Source organism: Microbacterium gawkjiense, assembly GCF_031932225.1.
In the GTDB taxonomy this organism is placed as follows: Bacteria; Actinomycetota; Actinomycetes; order Actinomycetales; family Microbacteriaceae; genus Microbacterium; species Microbacterium gawkjiense.
The window spans coordinates 1226106-1248399 of the sequence record NZ_JAUZVV010000001.1 but is presented as its reverse complement, the minus strand read 5'-3'; the positions used below and the strand labels follow the sequence as shown (position 1 = coordinate 1248399).

General features: G+C 64.9%; 18 protein-coding genes and 1 pseudogene. 8 read left to right on the top strand and 11 right to left on the bottom strand.

Annotation, left to right across the window (positions count from 1 at the left end; translation table 11 throughout):
• The first annotated feature begins 48 nt into the window (after positions 1-48).
• Positions 49-1203 (top strand): ROK family transcriptional regulator, encoded by a 1155-nt coding sequence (locus Q9S71_RS06095; protein WP_311861174.1) that lies wholly within the window; start codon positions 49-51, stop codon positions 1201-1203.
• Positions 1204-1209: 6 nt separating this feature from the next.
• Here the strand turns inward: Q9S71_RS06095 and Q9S71_RS06090 are convergent, their stop codons facing one another.
• The 4 genes from Q9S71_RS06090 to Q9S71_RS06075 form a co-directional block, all read right to left on the bottom strand.
• Positions 1210-2034 (bottom strand): ATP-binding cassette domain-containing protein, encoded by an 825-nt coding sequence (locus Q9S71_RS06090; protein ID WP_311861173.1) that lies wholly within the window; start codon positions 2032-2034, stop codon positions 1210-1212.
• A gap of 16 nt (positions 2035-2050) precedes the next feature.
• A complete protein-coding gene (locus Q9S71_RS06085; RefSeq protein ID WP_311861172.1) occupies positions 2051-3946 on the bottom strand; it encodes a dipeptide/oligopeptide/nickel ABC transporter permease/ATP-binding protein in 1896 nt (631 codons plus the stop codon).
• Positions 3943-4884 carry an ABC transporter permease gene (locus Q9S71_RS06080; RefSeq protein ID WP_311861170.1) on the bottom strand — a complete coding sequence of 314 codons (942 nt, stop codon included), beginning with the start codon at positions 4882-4884 and terminating at the stop codon, positions 3943-3945. The genes Q9S71_RS06085 and Q9S71_RS06080 overlap by 4 nt, the downstream gene beginning before the upstream one ends.
• A gap of 61 nt (positions 4885-4945) precedes the next feature.
• A complete protein-coding gene (locus Q9S71_RS06075; RefSeq protein ID WP_311861169.1) occupies positions 4946-6469 on the bottom strand; it encodes an ABC transporter substrate-binding protein in 1524 nt (507 codons plus the stop codon).
• Positions 6470-6631: 162 nt separating this feature from the next.
• On the opposite strand from Q9S71_RS06075, the gene Q9S71_RS06070 reads away from it, so the two are divergent.
• From Q9S71_RS06070 to Q9S71_RS06045, 6 genes and pseudogenes are all read left to right on the top strand, one after another.
• Positions 6632-7498: a LacI family DNA-binding transcriptional regulator gene (locus Q9S71_RS06070; RefSeq protein ID WP_311861168.1), complete on the top strand. Its 867-nt coding sequence runs from the start codon at positions 6632-6634 to the stop codon at positions 7496-7498.
• 94 nt (positions 7499-7592) lie between these two features.
• Positions 7593-8546, top strand: coding sequence for a Nif3-like dinuclear metal center hexameric protein (locus Q9S71_RS06065; RefSeq protein ID WP_311861167.1), 954 nt, complete (start codon positions 7593-7595; stop codon positions 8544-8546).
• The gene (locus Q9S71_RS06060; protein ID WP_311861166.1) at positions 8546-9373 is read left to right on the top strand and encodes a Nif3-like dinuclear metal center hexameric protein; all 828 of its coding nucleotides are present in this window, start codon (positions 8546-8548) and stop codon (positions 9371-9373) included. Before Q9S71_RS06065 ends, Q9S71_RS06060 begins: the two co-directional genes overlap by 1 nt.
• Before the next feature lie 115 nt (positions 9374-9488).
• A pseudogene (locus Q9S71_RS06055) lies at positions 9489-10124 on the top strand (DNA/RNA non-specific endonuclease); the annotation flags it as partial.
• Between the two features lie 235 nt (positions 10125-10359).
• Positions 10360-11013: a hypothetical protein gene (locus tag Q9S71_RS06050; protein WP_311861726.1), complete on the top strand. Its 654-nt coding sequence runs from the start codon at positions 10360-10362 to the stop codon at positions 11011-11013.
• A 79-nt stretch (positions 11014-11092) separates the two neighbouring features.
• Positions 11093-11785 (top strand): hypothetical protein, encoded by a 693-nt coding sequence (locus tag Q9S71_RS06045; protein WP_311861165.1) that lies wholly within the window; start codon positions 11093-11095, stop codon positions 11783-11785.
• A 143-nt stretch (positions 11786-11928) separates the two neighbouring features.
• Here Q9S71_RS06045 and Q9S71_RS06040 read toward each other — a convergent pair whose 3' ends face one another.
• The 6 genes from Q9S71_RS06040 to Q9S71_RS06015 form a co-directional block, all read right to left on the bottom strand.
• On the bottom strand, positions 11929-12690 hold the full coding sequence (locus Q9S71_RS06040; protein WP_311861164.1) for a hypothetical protein: 762 nt from the start codon (positions 12688-12690) through the stop codon (positions 11929-11931).
• A 592-nt stretch (positions 12691-13282) separates the two neighbouring features.
• Positions 13283-14320, bottom strand: coding sequence for a family 43 glycosylhydrolase (locus Q9S71_RS06035; RefSeq protein ID WP_311861163.1), 1038 nt, complete (start codon positions 14318-14320; stop codon positions 13283-13285).
• A gap of 21 nt (positions 14321-14341) precedes the next feature.
• Positions 14342-16939: a family 78 glycoside hydrolase catalytic domain gene (locus tag Q9S71_RS06030; RefSeq protein ID WP_311861162.1), complete on the bottom strand. Its 2598-nt coding sequence runs from the start codon at positions 16937-16939 to the stop codon at positions 14342-14344.
• Between the two features lies 1 nt (position 16940).
• On the bottom strand, positions 16941-17849 hold the full coding sequence (locus Q9S71_RS06025) for a carbohydrate ABC transporter permease (RefSeq protein WP_311861161.1): 909 nt from the start codon (positions 17847-17849) through the stop codon (positions 16941-16943).
• 2 nt (positions 17850-17851) lie between these two features.
• Entirely contained in the window at positions 17852-18739 is an 888-nt protein-coding gene (locus tag Q9S71_RS06020) for a carbohydrate ABC transporter permease (protein ID WP_311861160.1), read from the bottom strand.
• Between the two features lie 69 nt (positions 18740-18808).
• Positions 18809-20128, bottom strand: a complete 1320-nt coding sequence (locus tag Q9S71_RS06015) for an ABC transporter substrate-binding protein (protein WP_311861159.1) — start codon at positions 20126-20128, stop codon at positions 18809-18811.
• Positions 20129-20349: 221 nt separating this feature from the next.
• On the opposite strand from Q9S71_RS06015, the gene Q9S71_RS06010 reads away from it, so the two are divergent.
• Positions 20350-21357, top strand: coding sequence for a LacI family DNA-binding transcriptional regulator (locus Q9S71_RS06010; RefSeq protein WP_311861158.1), 1008 nt, complete (start codon positions 20350-20352; stop codon positions 21355-21357).
• Positions 21358-21404: 47 nt separating this feature from the next.
• Here the strand turns inward: Q9S71_RS06010 and Q9S71_RS06005 are convergent, their stop codons facing one another.
• Positions 21405-22259 (bottom strand): sulfurtransferase, encoded by an 855-nt coding sequence (locus tag Q9S71_RS06005; RefSeq protein WP_311861157.1) that lies wholly within the window; start codon positions 22257-22259, stop codon positions 21405-21407.
• Positions 22260-22294 lie beyond the last annotated feature (35 nt).

The window sequence follows — 22294 nt, the reverse complement described above, 5'->3', positions numbered from 1 at the left end:
CAACTTGAATACGGTATCGTGGGTGCAGGTCAGGATCCGGAGGTCTCGATGTCGATGGAGCTCGCGGCTCTCGCACATCCCAGCCACGGCCGCATTCTCGATATCATCCGCGCGGCTGGCTCGATCAGCAGGGTGGAGATCGCGCAGGAATCGGGCATGACCGGCGCATCCGTGACGAACATCGTCCGACTTCTGTTGGACCTGGAACTCATCAAGGAGATCGGACACGCCGAGTCGACGGGCGGCAAGCGCCGAACCCTCCTCTCCATCGCCCCGGAGTCTCGCTACGCGGTGGGGATTCATCTGCAGCGAGAGAACACGACGTTCATCGTCTCCGACATGGCGGGCCGGCTCGTTGGGCGGCGGAGAACCACCAGTGGCAGCTTCGACGACCCGTCGGCGCTGGTGCGCGCTCTCGCCGTGGATATCAGTGAGACCTTGGACGACCTGGGCATCCGGATAGCTCTTGTCGTGGGAGTGGGGATTGCTACGAGCCGCGCAATCCACGAGCAGATGCAAGCCGCTGACGTGCTCGCGCCGCAGCTGAGCACGATGATCTCGCTACCGGTCATAATCGACCGCGAAGCCATCGCTGCCGGCGTTGGGGAGTTCTGGCAGGGGTCGCTCGCGCAGCCCTCGTCGTTTGTCACCCTGTACATGGGCGACGAGTTTGGGGTCGGGATCCTGAACGCCGGCGCGGTATGGCGCGGAGCTTCCTCTAACTCTGGCGAGATCGGCCACTTGGCGTTCGGCAACAGCACCACGCCGTGCCGCTGCGGCGGTCGCGGATGCCTGCAAGCCACTGCCGCACCCGAAGCCGTGGTTGCTGCAGCGGCCACCGCCGGTTTGACTACGGACGAACACGGCGCCTCGTCGTCCGATCGCTTCGACACCCTGGCGCGGAGCGCTGTCCGCGGAGACGAAGCCGCATCGGCCTTCCTTTCCTCAGCCGCGGACGAGGTCGCTCATGCGACTGTGGTGCTCGCCGGCATTCTCGATGTGGAAATGGTCGTGCTCGCCGGTCCGGGTTTCGCTATTCCGGGCGCGATTTACGCGACGCCTATCCGCGCCGCGCTTGACGGCTTTTGCAACCGTCAAGGTCGCGAACCGATCAGCGTCGAACTCGCGCATAATCCGCGCGATACGGCGGCGGTGGGCGCTTCTGCACTCGTCCTTCAACGAGCGCTTGCACCCCGAGGCTGACCGTCCTCAAACGCCGGAGCGTGCCCGCAGCTTCTCGAAAAACTCGTCGCGCCGTAGCTCCTGCTCTCGTGGGGCAGGAACCGGCGCGGCCGCCCGAAGCAACTGGGTATAAGGGTCGCGGGGATGGTCGAACACCTCGCGGGCGTCGCCGTTCTCGACGAGCGAGCCCTTGTACAGCACGGCAATCCGCGACGAGAGCAGCTCAACCACCGCGAGATCGTGTGAGACGAAGAGGTAGCTCATCTTGAGCTCCGCGCTGAGATCCTGCAGGAGGTTCAGCACCTGCGCCTGGATAGACAGGTCGAGCGCGCTTACAGCTTCGTCGCAGACGATCAGGCGTGGGCGCACGATGATCGCGCGGGCGATAGCAATCCGCTGACGTTGGCCTCCAGAGAAGTCACCAGGAAGCTTGTCGGCCGCGGAGGCGGGCAGCCCGACCAGGTCGAGTGCCTCCGCAACGCGAGCCGCCACCTCGCGTCGTCCGAGGCTTTGCCGCCCTACGGTGAGCGGCTCGGCCAGCGTTGTGCCGATGCGCCGGGCCGGATTGAGCGAACCGTAGGGGTCCTGATAGATCACCTGTATCTCGCGCGTGAGCTGGCGGCGCCGGCGGCCCGACGCGGTGCTGATCTCTTCGCCGGCGAAGCGGATGGAGCCACCGGCGACCGGGACGAGCCCGAGGATGGCCTTCCCGATGGTGGACTTGCCCGAGCCGGACTCCCCGACCAGGCCGAGCGTCTCCCCCGCCGCGATCGAGAACGAGACGTCTGCGACGACCCGCCTGCGCGAGCGGCCTCGACCATAGTCGATGGTCAATCCGTCGACCTCAAGCAATGGTGCAGTGGATGACTCAGTCGACAAGGTTCAGCTCCTGAACTCGAATGCAACGCACGGGGTGGCCCGCGACATAGGACCGTAATGGGATCTGAGACGCGCGGCAGGAATCAGTGACGAACGCGCACCGGGACGCGAACCGGCACCCGTCAGGCCAACTGCCCGGCGGCGGCACTTGCCCCGGGATCGCACTCAGTCGGGCCCCTTCACGGGGGGCGTGCGGATCCGCTGCGCGGAGCGCACGGGTATAGGGGTGTTGGGGCGCATCAAAGATCGGCTCGATCGCGGCTGCCTCGACTACCTCCCCTGCGTACATGACGATGGCGCTGTCGCACAGATCGGCGACAACTCCCCAGTCGTGAGTCACGATCAGAACGGCGAGCCCCCGGCTGCGTGAGAGCGACCGCAAGAGCTCGAGCACTTGCATCTGGACGCTGACGTCGAGGGCGGTGGTGGGTTCGTCGGCCACGAGCAGCTGCGGGTCACCTGCGAGCGCGATCGCGATCACGACGCGCTGTGCCATCCCGCCGGAGATCTCGTGGGGATAAAGGCGTGCGACGTCTCGAGCGTTGCGAATGTCAACGGATTCGAGAAGCTCGATCGATATGCGCCGCGCGTCGGCGCGGGACACTCCCCGATGCTGCCGCACGATCTCAGCGAGCTGATTGCCGATACGGAACGACGGGCTCAAGCTCGACATCGGTTCCTGGCCAATGAAAGCGATGGAGGTGCCGCGCAACCGAGCGAGCTCGCGCTCCGAGAGTACGGCGATGTTATGGCCCTCGAACCAGATGTCGCCCGCGATGTGGGCGTCGGTCGGAAGTATGCCGAGGAGCGAACGAGCGGTGATCGACTTGCCGGCCCCCGACTCCCCTACGAGACCGACGATCGATCCCGCAAAGATCTCGAACGACACGCGATCGACCAGGGTCAGTGGCCCGTCGGACCGGGGAACCGTGATGGACACATCCGACACGCGCAGCAGCGGGCGCTCGGCCTGTGGTCGGGGGTCAGTGGCGACGCCACCCTTGCGCGCTGGGGCCTGGCGACGCCTAGGACCGAGGCCGCTACGTCGGGTCCGACCCCCGATCGTCTGCTGCGCAGTGTCGCCGATGACGGAGATCGCCAAAACCGTGAGCCCGATGACGATGGTGGGCGGCACGATCGGCCAGACGCTGATCACGAGCGAGGACGCGGCATCTGCCACCATGTTTCCCCAACTGGGGTTAGGCGGGGACACATCGATGCCGAGGAATCCGAGGCCCGTCTGGATTACGAGGGCAAGCGACAGCAGCACGGCCCCCTGCACGATGGTGATCGGGAGGATGCGCGGAAACACATGCCGCGCCAGAATCTGCCCCTCGGTCAGTCCTGATGTTCGCGCCGCTGAGATGTACAGCTCGGCGCGGACGTCCATTGTGGAGGCTCGGACAGCGCGGAACATCCCGGCCGAGAGCAGGACACCCAACACGATCATGAGGATGGTGGGGTTGCGCGCGACCACAACGGCAATGGTCAGCAAGATGACCGTCGAGGGGACGGAGAGAAGGATGTCTGCGACAGCGGATGTGATCGTGTCGATGACGCCGCGGAAGTAGCCCGCGATAAGACCGATAGTCGTGCCGAGAAGGAGCGCCACGGCCGTAGCGAGCGCCGCGTTCGCAAGCGTGACGCGAGCGCCGTACAGCAGTCTCGACAAGATGTCGCGACCAAGCGTGTCGGTGCCTAGAGGGTGCACAGGGCCAGGTGTCTGGAGGGTCGCGGCGAGATCCTGGGCCGTCGGCGACGGGATTGGGAGAAGGGGCGTCAGCAGGGCGCCGACGCACACAATGGCCAGCCAGGCGACCGCGATGATCGGGAGAGGTCGGGTGACCAAAGCGTGGCCGACTCCGCCGGAACGAGGGGCGCTCATGCTGCACGAACCTTCGGGTTGATGGCTGCGAAGCCGAGATCGACGAGGAGATTGATGATGATGACGAAGATGGTGAACATGACGGTCACGCCGAGCACGACCGGGATGTCACCCTGCCCCGACGCTTGCACTGCGAGGCCGCCCAGCCCCGGGAATGCGAAGACGGCCTCAAGCAGAACGGTGCCGCTGATCACTCCGACGGCGGAGAGCCCGATGGCGGTGAGCATCGGCATCCCCGCCGTCTTCAGAGCGTGCCGGTAGACGATCGAGCGCCGAGAGTAGCCATTCGCACGCATCATGGGCACGAACTCGCGTCCAAGCGCGTCCTCCATGGACGCGCGGGTCTGTTTGGCGATTGTGCCGACCGCGCCGAAGGCCATGGCCACGACGGGAAGCACGAGGGATGAGGCCCATGGACCAATCCCCTCCGCCAGGGTTGAATACCCGCTCGCCGGTAGAAGGCGCAGCGTCAGCGCGAACAGCGGGATGAGGTAGAGCGCGAACACAAAGTTGGGGATGGCCAATCCGACGAAGGTCAGCAGATCGATGATCCGCGCCAGAGCGCCGCCGCGAGTGGCCGCAAAAACTCCGAGGCCGCATCCGATGATCGCGACGACGACCACTGAGGAGATGAGCAGCGAAAGAGTCGGCTGCAGACGCTGCGTCAATGCCTGCAGCACCGGCTGCCCTGTGACCAGCGACGAGCCGAAGTCGCCGCGTATCGCACCGGCGAGCCAGTCGCCATACTGCACGAGCACTGGCTTGTTAAGGCCAAGGGCCTGCTCCAGTTCGGCAATCTGCTCGGGCGTCGCACCTTGGCCGAGGATCGCCAGGGCGGCGTTACCGGGCGAGAGGGAGGCTATGAGGAAGGTCACCAGCGAGACGATGACCAGCAGCGGAACAGAGATCGCCAGGCGGTACGCGACGACTTTCAACATAGGAGAGATCTATTCGGTAGGGCGGCGGAGACCGGCTCACGCGCCGGTCTCCGCCGCTCGTTCACTTCGCGGACGTGAGGTAGGCCGGGTTGAGCAGGTAGGAGTCCGCGACGCCGTCGACGGTGTCGCGCCAGTAGTAGACCGAGGACGTTGTCGCGATGGGCATCTGATATGCGGCATCGACAGCCGCGGCGTTAACTTCCCGCCATGCGGCATCGGCTCCCTTGCTGCTCAAGGCGGCGGCAGAGGCGGCCATCTCGACGAGCTCGGGGTACGCCGAGCCCCGCCAGTTGACAAGGCCGGGGATGTCGTACAGGTTGTCCATCGTCGTCGGCATTCCAATGAGACCGAGCCCGATCACGATTGCGGCGTACTCACCGCTCAAGATGTCCTGGACGAACTCAGTGAACGTCGCCGGGGTGCGCAAGGTTACGTTGACGCCGACCTTCGCGAGCTGATCGGCGATCGCTTGGGCGATAACGGAGTGATCGGTGCCGGGAGCCGCGACGAGCGTGAAGTCGAAGCCGTCACCGTAGCCCGCCTCACTGAGCAGCTCCTTCGCTCGTGCAGGATCGTACGGGTAGGTCTCTTCGAGCGTCTCGTCATAGCCGAGCGAACCGGCTGTCACGGCTTGTACCGTTGCCGTGCCGGAACCGGGAGCTGCAGCCGCGGCGATCGCGTCGCGGTCGACCGCGTACTGCAATGCCTGGCGCACACGGACATCCGCGAACGCGGGGATGATCGTGCCGTCGGGATCACTCGTCCACATGCCCGCGACATTCACTGGGAAGGCTGCCTGCAGCAGCCCCGCCCCCTCAGCAGCCTGCATGTTCGCAGCATCGCCATACGTGACGTCTACTTGACCGGACTGCACAGAGGCGAAGGCAGTGCTGGCATCGCTGATGACCTTGATGACGACCTTGCCGAAGTCGATGGCGTCCGGGTCGTAGTAATAGGGGTTCGGGACATAGGTGTAAGTCGAACCCTCGACCGTGCCATCAGCCGACAGCATGAAGGGACCGGCCCCGAAAGTCTGCTGACCGAAGTTGTCGCCGGCGTCGATCGCCGCAGGGCTGCCGATCGCGCCCAGACCTGTGTACTCAGTGAGATCTGCCGGCATCTGCGGCGTGGGCGCGTTCAGGTTCAGAACTACGGTGGTGTCGTCAGGGGTGTCAACCGATTCGATCGGCGCTGCGGCATAAGCGTGATTGCCTCCCTGCTGCTGAAAGTGCTCGATCCAGGTCTTCACGGCGGCGGAATCCAGGACCTCGCCGTCGGAGAACTTCAAGTTGGGTCGCAGTGTCAGCTTGAGCTGCGTGTTCGAGTCGCCCACCCACTCGTAGTCACTTGCAAGGCCCGGCTCCACCTCGCCATTGCCGACAGCGTGCAGCAGGCCTTGGTACGCGGTCGCGGGATACACCGACTCTTGACCTCCGGACGAGAGGCTCGGGTCCAAGCTCTGTGGTGGATTCGGCGTGACGATCGTGAGGGTCGGCTTATCGCCCGCAGTTCCGCCCTCGTCCGCCCCAGCGCACCCCGTCAACATAGCGAGGAAGAGGCCGGAGGTCGCGATGACAGTGGTCATCCGAACCAGGGATCGAGATGGTCGAGACATGTGGGACCTCACACTTCGTTGGGTGGGTGGAAAGGAATCTAGGGGCTCCGGCTTACTTTCTTAAGTGCCCGAACTTAGTCCTATCATGAGTACAATGGCGCAGCTTGTCAAACGCAAAGTGGAGGATGATCCGTGAGCGATGAGGACTCGCGCGGTCGCGCGGATCGCTGGGCAGTAGGCATGGCGCTGGTGCGGCCTTCGCGCGACCTGCAGGCGGAGTCCTACTCCCAAGAGCTGATTGCGGGCCTCGACGAAGCCATAACTCGTGCGGGCGGCACCTTCATCGTCAAAGTCGTCCCTGACGAAGCGGCCGAGCGCGCGACATACCAACAGTGGGCAGAGGACGGGCGCATCCGGTCGGTGGTGATCGAAGAGCTCACGATCACGGATACCCGCCGGCCCCTCCTCGAGGAATATGGCCTCGAGGTGACTGTCCTCGGAGACCGCGTATTCGCTGGCGACTGGCCCGTGATCTGGAACGACCATGCAGCAGCAATGAAGTTGGCGATGGATGCCATGCAAGACCTCGGCCACCGTTCGGTCGCGCGGGTGTCTGGGCCGCTGCACTTCCATCACTCCGCGGCGCGCTCTAGCGCGTTCTTCGCGCTCGGTGCAGCCCGCGCACTGGTGGTCACGGAAGCCGTCGGAGATTATTCGCGGCAATCGGGGGTGAAAGCGGTCCGTGAACTCTTTAATGTCGAGGAGCCCCCTACCGCGATCATCTTCGATAATGACCTGATGGCCCTAGGCGGGCTAGCCGAGATCACCGGACGCGGCTTGCGCGTGCCGGAGGACGTGTCGATCGTGGCGTGGGACGATTCCGTCCGTTGCCAGATGTCTATCCCCCCTTTAGCTGCTCTCAGTCACGATGTTCACGAGATCGGCGAAAGCGCTGGCGAGGCAGCGTCAGTCGCACGACACGGGCGTGTGATTCGTAAAGAATCACCTCGCCCCATCTTCTTGCCCCGCGCGAGCGTCGGGCCGCCGCGGACACGGTGACAACGACGCTTGACTTGCGAGCCGCAGGTTGCGCTTCTGGACTTTATTCATTCGATGAAGATAGATTCGAAGCGAACTCAGGAGGTGGTGTGCGTTGACGAAAGAGCCTTACGCGCAAGAGGTTCCGCTCGCGCGGACCGTGGACATGCGGCTCAACGCCGCGTTTGGCAGTCCGATTTCGATCGCGACCGCAGAGGGGCTGTGCGTCGGAGAGCCCATGTCGCCAGTGACCGGGGCCGTCGTGTGCTACGCGCCGACCGTCGAGATCCTTCGCCGCGCCGCCGACGAGGGCCGAAACCTGATCCTGTCGCGTGAGCACCCGTTCTTCGTGCACGGCGGTCTGCATCACGCCTATCTCGCGGAGGGGTTGGTGAGCGTTGACCCGATGCTCGCGCTCGGTCCAGGCGGCACCGACCGCGACCTGATCCCCTCGGCGGGGCTAAACGGCGACTTCATCGTTGAAGCGAAACGCGATCTCATCTTCGCGTCCGACCTGATCATCTATCGTCAGGCATCCGCCTGGGACACGTTCCGCCCGAGCGCACAGTCGGCTGCGCTCGCTCGCGCGCTCGGCATTGATCTTGCGCCGGACCAGGAACAGCTGCGTCGGCGCGGCGTGGTGGGAACGCTGAACGAGCCGGTCGCAGTCGATGCCCTCGCCCGCGTCGCAGCCGAGACTCTGTCCTGCACGCCGCGCATCGTCGGCGATACGGACCTTTTTGTCCGCACAGTGGCGGTACTGGCCGGCGAGACGGACCCTGTGGAGTCCCTCAGCGCCCTGCTATCAGAACCCTCGATCGACGCCATTGTCACGGGCGCTGGCGGGATCTTGGACGAGGTCGACGGGGGCGTGTCCTATTTCCAGGATCTGCGGGCGAGCGGGCGCCGCCTCTCGATGATCACAGTCGGATTCGGACCATCGCACGAGCCGGGCGTTCGAGAGATGGCGAAATGGGTGGCGCAAGTCGTGCCCGAACTCGACGTGCAGTACTGGCCCAGTGGCGACCCGACTTGGGTGCCCGGTATCGAACTGGTGAAGAAGCACTGATGGGCGAGCACGACCTGACCGCACGGGAACTCGCCGAACGCATCGTCGCGACGCTCGCCGACGAGGGCGTCGACTGGCAGCGATCGAATGCCGACGGTTTCATCCTCGGCTCCCCGGACGTCCGCGTGGTGGGCGTCGCGGTCACCTTCGAACCGACGCTAGAGATACTTCAGCAGGCCGCGGCGAAGGGGCACAACCTAGTGATCAGCCACGAGGCGGCCACCTGGTATGGCTTCGATCGACTCGGTCTCCTGCGAGAGGACGCGGTCACCCGGGCCAAGGTCGACTTCGTCGGCGACAACGGTATGGCGGTTTGGCGGATCCACGACCACCTCCACCGCATGCAACCCGAGCCGGTGTTCACCGAACTGATGATCACTTTGGGCTTCGGTCCATTCCTGGGGCCCGACAGTTCCGCCGCGCAGATCAAGATCCCTGAGCGGTCACTGGGCGATCTTGCTCGCGAAATGAGCGCAAGTTTGCAGACCACGAATATCACTGTGGTCGGCGACCCGGGAATGCGTGTGCAGACAATCGGCATCGGTGCCCACACGCTGCCGACCGCGCTACCGGCGCTGCGCGCCTCGGACGTCGTGATCCTAGGCGAGACCGCCGAATATGACACCTTCGAGTACGTACGGGACGCGAACGCCCTGGGCACACCGAAGGGCGTCATTCGCATCTCCCACGAGCGGCTCGAGGAGTGGGGCGTGGCGGCATTCGCACGCTGGCTACAGCCTCTCGTGCCGGCGCTGCCAGTGGAGTGGGTACCTAACGGGGATCCTTTCGTCGTTCCCGGACGGGATGCCTCGACGATGTCGCGGTGACTCGTAGTCACGGCGGTCACCGTGGCATGCGCACACCTCGCGGATGTCGCGAATCGGGCGGCCTGATGCCTGTAGCAGCTGGTAAGGGTTTGGCAGTCTCGGTGATCGGGGCCTCATGAGGTCAGGGGTGTCCGCGAGAATGCCCCCATGGCCGACGGATACGACCCCCTGTTCCTCTCCGCTCCCTACCCCAGCGCGCAACCCAATCCGCCTGGACTACCCCCACTTCTCCGTCCTGCTCGATACCGATCGGCGCCTGGCAGCGGTCACGGCAGTCAACATCGACGGCGCCGACCTTCGAGACGTCCCTCGGTTCGGGGATTGGTCACTGGATGACCGTGTCCCGGCGTCAGATCAAGCCGGTCCCGAGCTGTACTCCTCAAACGACCTCGATCGCGGTCACCTTGTCCGCCGTCGAGACCCGGGGTGGGGCGCGGAGGCGGTTGCTCGAGCAGCTACGGAGGCGACCTTCCGCTACCCCAACGCAGCCCCGCAAGCCTCTGTCTTCAATCAGAGCAAGGACTTGTGGCTCGGGCTCGAAGATCACGTCCTCGGGTACGCCGGGACTACGGATCAGCGAGTCAGCGTCTTCACAGCGCCCGTGCTCGCCGCGGATGACCCGCTTTACCGTGGCATCCAGATCCCGCTGCGGTTCTGGAAGGTGGTCGGCTGGGCCTCGCCGCTTGGGCTCAGATCGGCCGGCTTCATCCTGGACCAGACCGATCTCGTACGGCTGTCCGATGTCGCTGCGCTAGTCCCGCCGCTGGGGTCATTCAAGACATTCCAGGTACCAGTCGGAGACGTCGAGCGGTCTGGTGCGATCAGAGCAATCGGGTCTTGTCGAGCTGCATGGCGGCGTTCGAAGCTCGGCATGGAAGCGTTCGCTGGTTCCTACACAGCGAGCCTTTTCGTCGCGACAAGAGAAGCACCGCCGCCGGTCTGCGTGACACGCCGCGCGGGTCGAGCTGAGAGGATAACGTTCCCGCGTGGACATTCAGGAGTGGGCACCCATCTTAGGAGGAGCAGCCGCCGGAGCGTTGGTGACGTCGGCCGCCAGTATCGGGATCGCGATATTCAATGCCAGACGGCGAGATGGAGAACGGGCCGCCGACCTGCTTGATCGCAAGGAGGAGCGCCGGCTCGCCGCGGATCAGCGCAAGGATGATCGGAGCAACGCGCTCGCAGACCGCGAAGATGAACGCAGACACACGCGGGCGATCCTGGAAGATGAGCGGCAACACGACGCGAAACGCCAGGCGGCGGAACGCGCGGACGAGGCGCTTCGAGACACCCTAACGATGTTGCGCACGATCCGCGTGAACTATGCCGAGAGGTCGAAGGGTGTCGTAGTGCCCTACTCCGACTACATCAAGGCGGCCGATACAGCGCTACTGATACCCGAGCGGGCGTTTGCGGAGTACATGTCGCTTGACATCATGAACTTGCAAGGGCTGCCCATCCTTGGGCGTTCCTTGGGCGAGGAACACAAGTCAGACGCCGCGCAATGGGAGCACTTGAGCGGCCTGGTGAAGCGGTGCACTGATTACGCGGTCGATGGGTCGTGGGACTCTGCGTGGCTCGAGACAGCGCGCAGGCTCGCGAAGAAGATTGACGACGCCTGGGAAGAAACGGGCCCGTAGCGAAACTGAGACGCGCGCGGGTCGTGGACTCTGGTGTGAGTGTGAAGTCGACGTCGGGGCTCGTCACTATGGTCGTGTGATGACCAACATCGCAATGACGACGGGCGAACTCGCGGCGTCGTCGCTAGCCGCAGGCTGGTTCACGGCCATCGCGACCGGCGTAGGAGTGCTCGTTGCTGGAGGCGCCCTCGTCGCGGCTTGGTGGCAGATCCGACAGACCGGCTCGCAGCTCCGCGAAGCGTCGCTCGAGAACGAGCGAAACGTTGAGGCGCAAACGAGACCCTACCTGGGGGTCGAGTTCGTAGCAGGCATTGGCGGAGCGCCGGCGATGGACATTGTGATCGCGAACACCGGGCGTACGACCGCTTCGAACATTCGGCTGGCCCTGGCGAACGAGTTCGTTGCACAGTCCGCGGATGACCAGATCGGACCTGCGTTAGGACGCCTATTCGCGGTGCCGTTCACGCTTGCGCCCCAAACTCGTCGGCGAGTGTTTTGGCGCATCCCCGATCAAGAGAACGCACAACCCCGCGGGGACATGGGCGCGCCGATCGCGGCAACACTGGAGCTGCTCTACGACTGGACAGAGGAAGGCCGGCCGACTCGCACCTACCGCGAGCAGGTCGATTACGACCTCAGCGAGTACCCACAGCTGATGCCGGGCCCACACGCGGGAGCCGTCCGCGCTGGTAACTCAATCGAAGCGAGCCTGACTAACGCAGTCAACTCGCTCCGAGCGATAGCCACACACATCGCCGAACTGCGCCGCTGAAATCCACCGGCGGCTGTCGCCCGCCCGCGCATATGCGAACGCTGATCAGCAAGCGGTCAGTTACCCAATCGGAAATCTCGATGACTCGGCTGCATCTGCAACTTTGCTCAACTATTTTCAGTCGATCTCAGCTGCGGGTGAGTTCAGCCCGCCTCGTGATAGATCCATCCACTCTCGCGTCTCCAGCGCATGATGTACCCAGTTCCACCGTCCAACCACAGATCGGTCAGACCTTCTGGCGGGACAAAGTCACCGTCAGTGAACCAACTCGGAGAGGTAGGGAGGAGGTTGCCCCACCGGCCGGCGGCCGCGACGAGGAGGTAAAGGTGTTGCCGCCGCGCGCCCAGGGCAATCGCCTCGCGGTGCAGCTTCTCGAGGTGGTGGACCGGGCGTTCCTCGCTTGCAAGGTAGGCGGATAGCCGTTCGAGGTAAGGCACGTTGGCGGAGTCGGTCGTGGCCGCGTTCCACGAAGTAAGGATGAAACCTGACTTCCCCGCCTCCGCGCGGGGGGCTCCGAACTCGATCCCCGGAAAGACTGATCCGATTGCGGCCGCGGCATCGCCGCTGATTTCGCCTGCCCGCGCTTCTTCACGCACCCGCTCGACAGCCTCCCGCCACTTGTCACCCGTACCGCGCGCCTTCCGCCCCTTGGTGCGCGGCGGCTCCCACCCGCGCTTCAGATGCACCGGAACGTAGCATTCCACCGGCTCATGCCCGTTCAACTCGGCAATAAGAGCCACCGCGCGAGGAACTGCGGCCTGATAGTCCCAGTCGATTGTCGCGAGGATCTCGACGGGCTCGGGTGGCGCGTCAACGGGGCGGAGCACGAGGTCAACGAGCCCATCGCCGGCTCCCTTCACATCGCGGCGGAAAGGCAACGATCCGGTGAGGAACCACAAGTTCATCGAGGCACGGATGTCGTCGCTTGGAGCAGTCCGGAACTCGTCCGAATCCCACCAAGCTCTACGGGGGGCGGAGAGCGCGGCCGCCGCTTCGGGAATCGACGGACCCCGATCACACCATCCCTCTGTGAGAATCCTCATGGCCCGACCGTACGCCAACGACTGATCGAGGTCACCTCACCCGTCGAGCAGTCGGCCCTCGGTCGGTCGCTACAGTTATCGGACCTCGCCTCAGCGAGTAGCTGAGCGCGCGCGGTACGCAGGACTCAATCGCGAGAAGGCGCGAGCGCCCCCTCGGTTTGGGCTGAGACAGTTGATTCGAACCAGCAATCTCGCGGGAGGCCTGGCCTTCTTGCGAATGAGAAGTCCGAACTAACATGGGACACCGGCGATTCCCGGTCACATCAGCTGCGCGAGAACTTCAGTCCGAGCTAGCCCGATCCCCTCATAAACAGTCTGAAGTAGTTCTGGAAATGACACTCCACTGTGACTTCTCACGCCTCCTTGTTTGCACCTGCGATCGAAGGCTACGCAGGCAGTCGGCCACTACTCGGCCATCGAGGACTTCGCGACGAGGGAGCCGCGTTGCGCGGATCTAGTCGAACTCCTCGATGGTCCATTCGTCGCGCCATTCGATGACGGGCCGGTCGCCGTCGAAACGGATGGGCAGCCAGACGTAGTCCGCGATGGTCGTGTCGACGTCGGCGAACTCCTCCATCGGCTCATCGCCGTCCTTGCCAGGGGCAAAGTGCCCGACGAACGCGTCGTGGGCGCGGGCGCCGTGGTCTAGATACCTCGGCAGCCACCGGTCCGCGATCGCGATGTAGAGGTCCTTCTTGTCCGGGTGCGTGAAGACGGAGGAGATCTGGGAGTGGAACGAGGTGCGGGATTCGTCGGTCGGGTGCAGGTCCCCGAGCACCTCGAACGGACCATGGTAGGAGCGCGATACGGCCGCTTCTGACGGGTTCGGGTAGTACCCGGTCGTTCCCGAGGTCAGGAGGTAGTGCAGCCGGTTGCGATACAGGTGGGCGGGAGCTTCGCGGACGAAAGGCGGCTGAGGCTGCGGGAAGTGGGTGGAGTAATAGCCGGTGACGTCGGTGTAGTCGGTGGTGAGATCGGCGCAGATCATCTCCGAGTGCACGCGTTCGAAGTAGTAGTACCCCTTGCCGTCGTGCGGGTCGACGACCAGATCGAAGTCGCCGGCGCTCATGTCCAACGGCTTCAGCCAGGTGCGCACGATCTCGTAGGGACCGAGGATGTGATCCGCTGTCAGAACCGTGGAGCGCTGCAGGGATCCCTTGGTCATGATCTTGAGCCACGCGACGAACTTGTTCGTCTCGGCGTTGTGGATGATGTGCGGCCGGTCGACGAGCTGCGTGGGGTGCAGCGGAGAGTCTTCATCGTCTTCCACCGGCGGGATGATCAGCCCGCGGTCCTCCCAGTTGTAGAGGTCGGTCGACGAGTAGCACCGGACACCCCAGTGCCAGATACCGCTTCCGGGTGCGGAGAACTCTTTGTTCTCGCCGTACCAGTAGTGGACACCGTCGACGGTGATCACAGAGCCGCCGTGCGCGTGGATACGTTCGCCCTTGGTGTCGAGCCACACCTGGCCGGGCTTGATGGATGTCTGCATGGACGTCTTTCTGTAACGCGCTCAGGCGTCAACGGGTTCAGGTTTGCGCCATCCGACGACCGGTGCCGCCGGATCGTCGCTGGCGGGTCGGAATGACTCGGTGAAGGTGTGCTCGCCGGGGCCGACCTCGATCTCCCGGCCGCTGCCGGGTAGGACGACGACACCGGTGGAGGCGGCGGGCACCTCGACGCGGATGGTCAGGGCGTCCCCGTCGCGCGTCCATCGGATGGAAGCGGTGCCGCGCACGCTGTCATAGCGAGCGGATGCGTGGGTCAGTCCGCCCCCGGGTCGCGGCTGGTACCGCACGCGCTCCCATCCGGGGGCGTCGCTGGCGAGGCCGGCGACGGACTGGTGCAAGAAGCTCGCCACGGCGCCCAACGCGTAGTGATTGAAGGACGTCATGTCACCGGGATTGATGTTGCCGTCCGGCAGCATCGAGTCCCACCGCTCCCAGATAGTGGTGGCTCCCATCGACACCGGGTAGAGCCACGACGGCAACTCCTCCTGCCGAAGCAGGTGGTACGCGTAGTCGACACTTCCTGCGAGGACGAGCGCGTCGCAAATGATGGGCGTGCCTACGAATCCCGTGGAGATATGGAACCCGCCTTGCTCCACCAGCTCGAGGAGCCGCCTTCCGGCCCGTGCAGCCTGAGCGTCGCTCTCGAAGAGGTCGAACACGAGGGCGACGGCGATGGACGTGGGTGTGTCGCTGACAACCCGACCGGATCCGGAGATGAACTCGTCCTGGAACGCACGTGTGGCGCGATCGGCGATCGCCGCATATCGCTGTGCGTCCTCCTCTTCGCCGAGGAGCGCTGCGGTGTCCGCGAGGATGCGTGCGGTGCGTACGTGGTAGGCAGTCGCTACGAGGTACTTATCGGTGTGGGACTTGCCCGGGTCCTCCGGCGGTGCGGTGGGGTCAAGCCAGTCGCCGAGCTGGAAGCCGCTGTTCCACAGGCCGCTATTATCGGTGAGGTTGTCGACCAGGTCCACCCAGGCGCACATGCTCGCGTACTGCTCGGCGAGGATCCGGGTATCGCCGTCGGCGAAGTACATCTCCCACGGCACGACCACCGCGGCGTCTCCCCACGCGGCTGTCGGGAAGTTGGGGAAACCGCATTCGATCCACGGCACGAACTGGGGCACATGCCCCTGCTCGGCCTGCTCGAAGGCGAGATCCCTGAGCCATCCCGTCAAAGTTCCCTGAGCAGCGAAGAGGCGCAGCGCGGTGGGTGCGAAGACCTGGATGTCGCCGGTCCAGCCAACGCGCTCATCGCGTTGCGGACAGTCGGTGGGGAGGTCGACGAAGTTGTCGCGCATGCTCCACTGCACGTTCGAGTGGAGCTTGTTCAGACCGGGATGGGATGACTCGAACCAGGCCGTCTGACGCATGCTGGTGTGGATGACCACGGCTTCCACGTCCCCGTCAGTGAGTTCGCCGGGCCAGTTCTCCAGTTCCGCGTACTGGAACCCGTGGATGGTAAACCGCGGCGTGTAGACCTCTTCCCCGCCTCCGCGCGTCGTGTACGTGTCGATGGACGTGGCGCCGCGGAGCGGTCGAGTTCCGAGTTCGCCGTTCTCGATGACTTCGGCGTGATGGAGCCGCACAGTGCGGCCGGCTTCAGCTCGTACTCGGATCCGGATGACGCCGGAGATGTTCTGACCGAAGTCCAGGCGGATGCGACCGTTCGGTCGGCGCTCCGCGGACACCGGCGCGATGGTTTCGACCTGTTGTACGGGAAGGGCCGTGGGTGATTCGATGCGCGCGGTGAAGTCGGCGCGGGGCAGAACCTGGACCGGGCTCCAGGCAGCGGCGTCGAAGGATCGCGTCGACCACCCGCGCGGCAGGAGCCTCGCGTCGAAGGTTTCCCCTTCATACAGGCCGACCGCCGTGATGGGTGACGCGGACCACGCCCACTCCAGCGGAATGTGATGCATGGTGCCGTCGGTGGTGGTGACCTCGAGCTGAGCGAGCAGGGCGACGTCGGTGCCGTAGATGTTCCACAGCCCGCCATCGAAGCCGATATGGCCTCTGTACCAGCCGTCCGCGAGCCAGGCTCCGATGACGTTCGTTCCGCCGACGAGCCCGTCGGTGACATCGTGCGTCTGATAGCGGATCCGGTGGCCGTAGCTGGTCCAGCCGGGTGCCAGGACGTCGTCCCCGACGCGCGCGCCGTTGAGTTCCAGTTCGTAGACTCCGTGCGCCGTCGCGTAAACGCGGGCGCGGGCGATGTCGCCGGGGACTCGCGCGAGGTCGAAGGTTGCACGCAAGAGCCATGCAGGGCGAGGTCCTTCGTGGTCCGCTTCGACGGAAGGTGAGACGAAGTCGACGTTCCAGTCGTCCCCGAGGCCTGTCTCAACCCGGACCGAGAGGGCGTCCTCGGTGGACCCGGCGCGCAGTTCGCCGCCCTCCCGGGCGCTCAGCGGCGCGAAGGGCCAAGCGACAAGCTGCGTGTCCGAAACGGTGGTCATCTCTACGCGGCCGTCGTCGTGCGCGAAGCGAAGGTCGAACGGTCCGGGCCCGACGGCGGTGAAGGAGATACGGGGTGCCGCTTCTCCGATGCCGATCGTCTTTCCGCCGCGCCTGTTCTCGAGCCAGAGCTCGGTGATGGTGGACATGTCAGCCTTTCACTGATCCTGCGGTGAGGCCCTTCATGACCTGCTGGTTGAGGAAGAGGTAGATGAGGAGGGTGCCGAAGACATTCACGGCGATGGCGGCGAAGGTGGGCCCGTATTGGACAGCTCCGTACTGGCCGGTGAAGTTGAGCAATCCGACCTGGATCGTGCGGAGATCGCTGCTGTTGGTGAACGTCAGCGCGATGAGCAGATCGTTCCAGAGGAAGAAGAACTGGACGAGTCCCACGGTGAACAGCGCGTTCCTCACCAGCGGGAGGCCGACTGACCAGAAGGACCGGAAGATGTTGGCACCATCGAGCGTGGAGGCTTCGAAGATCTCGCGGGGCACGGCTCGGAAGAACGTGGCCATCATGAAGACGGTCAGCGGCATGCCGATCGCCGTGTAGGTGAGGATCAGCGGCCAGAGCGATCCGTTCAGGCCCGTCCGGAAGTAGATCGTGAACAGCGGCAGCAGAATCATCTGAGCCGGAACCATGATCCCGGCAAGGAAGAGGAGCAGGACCGTGCCCCGTCCTTTCCACACCATCACCTCGAGAGCGAAGCCAGCTGCGGCGCCGAAGACGAGGATGATCGCCAGGGATGGGAAGACGGCGATCACGCTGTTGAGGACGTACTTGCCGAACTCCCCGGTCGTGAACACCTCGACGTAGTTCTCGAAGCCGAACGAGCTCGGGAGCGCCCAGAACGGCTCGTTGAGGAACTCGTTCTGCGTTTTGAAGGAACCGAGCAGCATCCAGACCATCGGGTAGATCTCGATGATCAGCAGGATCGCGATGCCGATCCGTAGGGGGAGACGTCCGAAGAAGTCCCTCGGGCCTCGACGGCGGCGAGCGGGGGGTCGCGTCGCGGTCTCGAGTCGCTTGCCGGATACCAGCAGGCTGGTGGTCGTCATGGTCAGCTCTCCTTCGTGAGGTCGCGGCGCGTTGACCGGAAGATGAACACGGTGAACAGGAGGCAGAGGATGGTGAGCATGAGCGCGATCGTGCTTCCGTACCCGTACTGGCCGTAGGTGAAGGACGTGCGGAACATGTAGAGGGTGAGCGGGGTGGTGGCGCTGCCTGGACCGCCGTTGGTGAGCGCTACGACGGTGTCGAAGACTTTGAGGGTGCCGTTGATGCTGAAGATCAGCGAGGACAGCAGCACCGGCAGCGACAGGGGTAGGACGATGGTCCGGACGAGCTTCCACCCGGCGGCACCGTCGATGCGCGCGGATTCGAGGAGCTCGTCGGGGATGTCGACGAGGCCTGCGTACAGGAGCACGGCGTAGAACCCCATCGACCGCCACAGGTCCATCAGGATGATGATCCAGAAAGCGGCTCCTGGCGTCCCGAACCAGTCCACCGACTCCAGCCCGAAGGCGTTGAGCAGGGAGTTCACGGGGCCTGTGGTGGGTGCTGCTTCGAAGAGCCGCTGGAACAGGAGAGCGACGGCGACGGTGGGAAGAACGACCGGGAAGAAGACGATCGTCCGGATGAGGCCCGACGCCTTCCTCAGCCAGAAGACGTACATCAGCGCAAGCAGGTAGCCGACGCCCACCTGGAGGACCGTCAGGATCGCGGCGTATATCAGGGTGAATCCGATGGCGTTCCACGCGGCGGGGTCCTGGAAGAACGTGACGAAGTTGTCGACGCCGTTGAACTCGAACCCCGTGATGGGGTTGCCGTCCTGAACCGTGTAGAAGAGCGACCACACGATCGGGATCAGCATGATCAGGGAGTAGACCAACAGGGCTGGGCCTACGAGGACGAAGATGGCGCGCTTGTCGCCCAGGACTTTGTTCATTGGGGTCTTTCGGGTGTGGATGAGCGGAGGTCAGGGCGGGCCCAGGGCCCGCCCTGACCGTGGTGTGGCTCAGCCCTTGTCGTTGGCTGCCTGGACCAGTTCCATGAACTGCTGACCGGAGACCGAGCCCGTGGCGAGGCCGCCGCCGTTGGTCTGGCTGACGCTGGTGCCCTCCGAGCTGAACAGCGCCTCGAACCAGAGCACGCTCGAGGGCGCCGCCTCGATCTCGGCCTGGACGGCCTGAGTGGTCGAGGGGAGGTCTGCCGGCGGGTTGTCGACGACGAACCCGGATACGACACCGCTGTCGGCAAGCACGGTGTCGCCGTAGTTCTCGGCGATGCACTTGATCCACGCGCCGGTGTCGTCGCCGTAGTTCTTCTGCGCGAACATCACGGGGATGCCGACGTTGGCCGGGATCTCGTCGATGCTGCCGGCGCCGCCGTCGACGGCAGGGAAGCGGGCGAACCCGATGTTGTCCGGTCCGCCGATCTGGTTCTGGGCTTCGTCGGCGAAGTTCGCCAGGGCCCAGCTGCCCATGTAGAAGAAGGCGGCCTTGCCGGTCAGGAAGGTGTTCATCGCGGCGTTGTAGTCGACAGACCCGACCGCGTCGCCGAAGTATCCGGCCTTCCCGAGCTCGGCGACGGCGTCAGCGGCTGCGACATACTCGGGGTCGGTCAGCTTCGCTTCTCCGTCGGCGACCTTCTGGAGCGCGTCGGCGCCCAGGTCGCGGAAGATGTAGTCACCGACCAGACGGGTGACGGGCCAGCCGTCCTTGCCCGCCGCGCTGAAGGGCTGGACGCCGGCGGCATCGAGGGTTTCGGCTGCCGAAACGAGGTCGTCCCAGGTCTCCGGGACCTCGACGCCGTTGTCGGAGAGAAGCTCCTTGTTGTACCAGAAACCCTCGATGTTGAACTCTGTCGGGAGGGCGTAGAGGCTGCCGTCACCGTACAGAGCCTTGATCGTCGACTCGGCTGCGGGCTGGATGCGATCCGCCACCCCGAGCTCATCGAGGGTCTCGGACAGGTTGAGAACCTGGCCCGCGTCGATGAACTGGCTCATCAGCGAGGGGGTCCCCGCTGCCATCGACATGCTCGACAGGCCATCCTGGCTGGCCAACAACTGGAGCTGCTGGTCCCACTGCGTACCGGCGATGTCGTCCGCCTTCAGCGGAGCAGCCTCCTCCTCGGCGGCGCACTGGTCCTTGGACAGCGTCTCGAGGGTGCCGACGATCGTCGTGTTCTCGGTCTGGCCGAGGTAGGTGAACTCGCCGGTCGACTCCCCGGAAGACGGGCTTCCGGCCGGACCACAGGCCGCAAGCGCGAGAGCGCCTACGCCGAGAGCGGCGAGAGCAGGAACGAGGCGACGGGCGCGCCGCGATGCTGTGGACACTATTCCTCCTTGAATGTGACGCCTCGTTTTGAAGCGCTCCAACGAACGATGGCACCAGAGTGTCTGGGTGTCAACCGCGCGGTGGGTAACGAATATGAAACGCTTCATTTGTTGTGAACGCCCGTTAAGATCACATCAGTCGTCGGCGTCACCCGATTTGCCGCGGCGAAGGGGATCACATGGTCGTGGAGCGGTCACCGGCACCGAAGCCGCAGCCCAGCATGGCCGACGTTGCCGCGCATGCCGGGGTCGCTCTGGGCACCGTGTCGAACACGCTCAACAACCCCGAGAAGGTCCGAGAAGCCACGCGGCGACGAGTCCTGGCTTCGATAGCCGAATTGGGTTTCGTCAGAAACGACGCGGCCCGCTCCCTCGCGGCGGGCGTCAGCACCTCCGTGGGACTCGTCCTCGCCGACCTCGGCAACTCCTTCTTCGTCGACATCGCTCGCGGGGTCGAAGACGTGATGCGGCGGCGCGGGATGGACGTCCTCATCGTCAACTCGGACATCGAACCAACCCGAGAGGTCCACAACCTCGAATTGCTCGACCGGTCGAGGGTCGCCGGCATCATCTTCGCCCCCCTCGACACCGCGCTCGCGCGATCCAGCGTTCTGCCCACGCGATCGACTCCGACTGTGCTCGTCAACTTCGAATCGCCGGCACTCGCCTACTCAGGCGTGACCGTCGACGAACGCCACGGCGGACGCCTGGCGGCGGAGCATCTCCTCGCTCTCGGCCGGCGGCGACTGCTGTTCACAGGTGGACCTCTCTTCTTGTCGGCGGTCTCCTCTCGTCTTGACGGCGCGAGGGAAGCCGTCACCAAGGTTCCCGGTGCCACGCTCGACGTCATCGAAACCCGGGGTCTCAACATCCGTCACGGACGCGAAGTCGCGAAGCGGCTCCTTTCGGATGAGTCACAGGCCTTCGACGCCGTCATCGCGGCATCCGACCTCCTGGCCATCGGGCTCGTTCAGCTCCTCGGAGAGGCCCCTGGGTTCTCGGTGCCCGAAGACATCGCCGTCACCGGCTACGACAACAATCACTTCGCTTCCGAAAGCGCCGTGCCGATCTCGACGGTCGCCCAGCCCGGAGAAGAGATGGGTCACGCGGCGGCGGACCTCTTGCTGGAGCGCATCGAGAACCCGACCATCCGGAACCGGACGGTGACCCTCGAGCCGCGACTCATTCCCCGCACGTCCTCCCTGGGCGCAGCGTGGCGTCGAGACTGAGCAGATGCTCGTCGAGCGGACACGGCTCGATCAACGCACGTCGAGTGTCACGCCGCCACGATGACGTCGGCAGGAGTGCGTCCGATGGCGATCGGACGCCCGGGCGAGCTGCTCCACTGGCTCCACCCGCCGGCATAGAGCTGTGGCTGATACCCCGCCGACTCGAACGCGAGCGTCGAGTGCGCCGACGCGATGCCGTTGTTGCAGTACACGATCACGGGGGTGCTCGGTTCGAGGCCGTGGGACCTCAGCGTCTCGCGGATGCGGTCCGGCGACAGCAGACGCCCGCGTGAGTCGATGTGCGTCACCGTGGGGATGTTGATGGCTCCCGGAATGTGCCCGGCGACGGCCTCGAGGCCGCTGACCTGACCGCGATATTGCTGCGGCGCTCGCACGTCGACGAGAAAGCCCGGGCGCACGGCGTTCGCGACCTCGTCGATCGAGATGGTACGGAGGGATGAAGCGCTGAGGGTCGCATCTCCCGAAGTGGAGATGTGGTCGCCCCGTGCGAGCCGATTCCCTGAGTGCAGCCATGCGGGGAAGCCGCCGTCCAGGAGTCGTACGTGCACCCCGTGTCCACGGAGAAGCCACCAGGCACGGGCCGCCGCCACCCCGTCGTTGTCGTCATACACGACGACACGGTCACCGTCGCTGATCCCCCAGCGACGGGCCGCCTGCTCTAGCTGCACCGGGTCCGGCAGCGGGTAGCGTCCCTCCTCAGGGTGCCCGGGTCGCGAGAGCTCACGCTCGAGGTCCACGTAGACGGCGCCCGGAATGTGGCTGCCCAGGTACGCGGGACGACCTTCGGGCTCATTGAGCCGCCACCGCACATCCAGGAGGCGCACGGGCGCACCGACGGACAGCTCGGTGCCGAGTTCCTCGACGGTGACCAGGTGCGACATCCCTCCATCGTCCCGGGGTGGCGCTGACCCGGAAC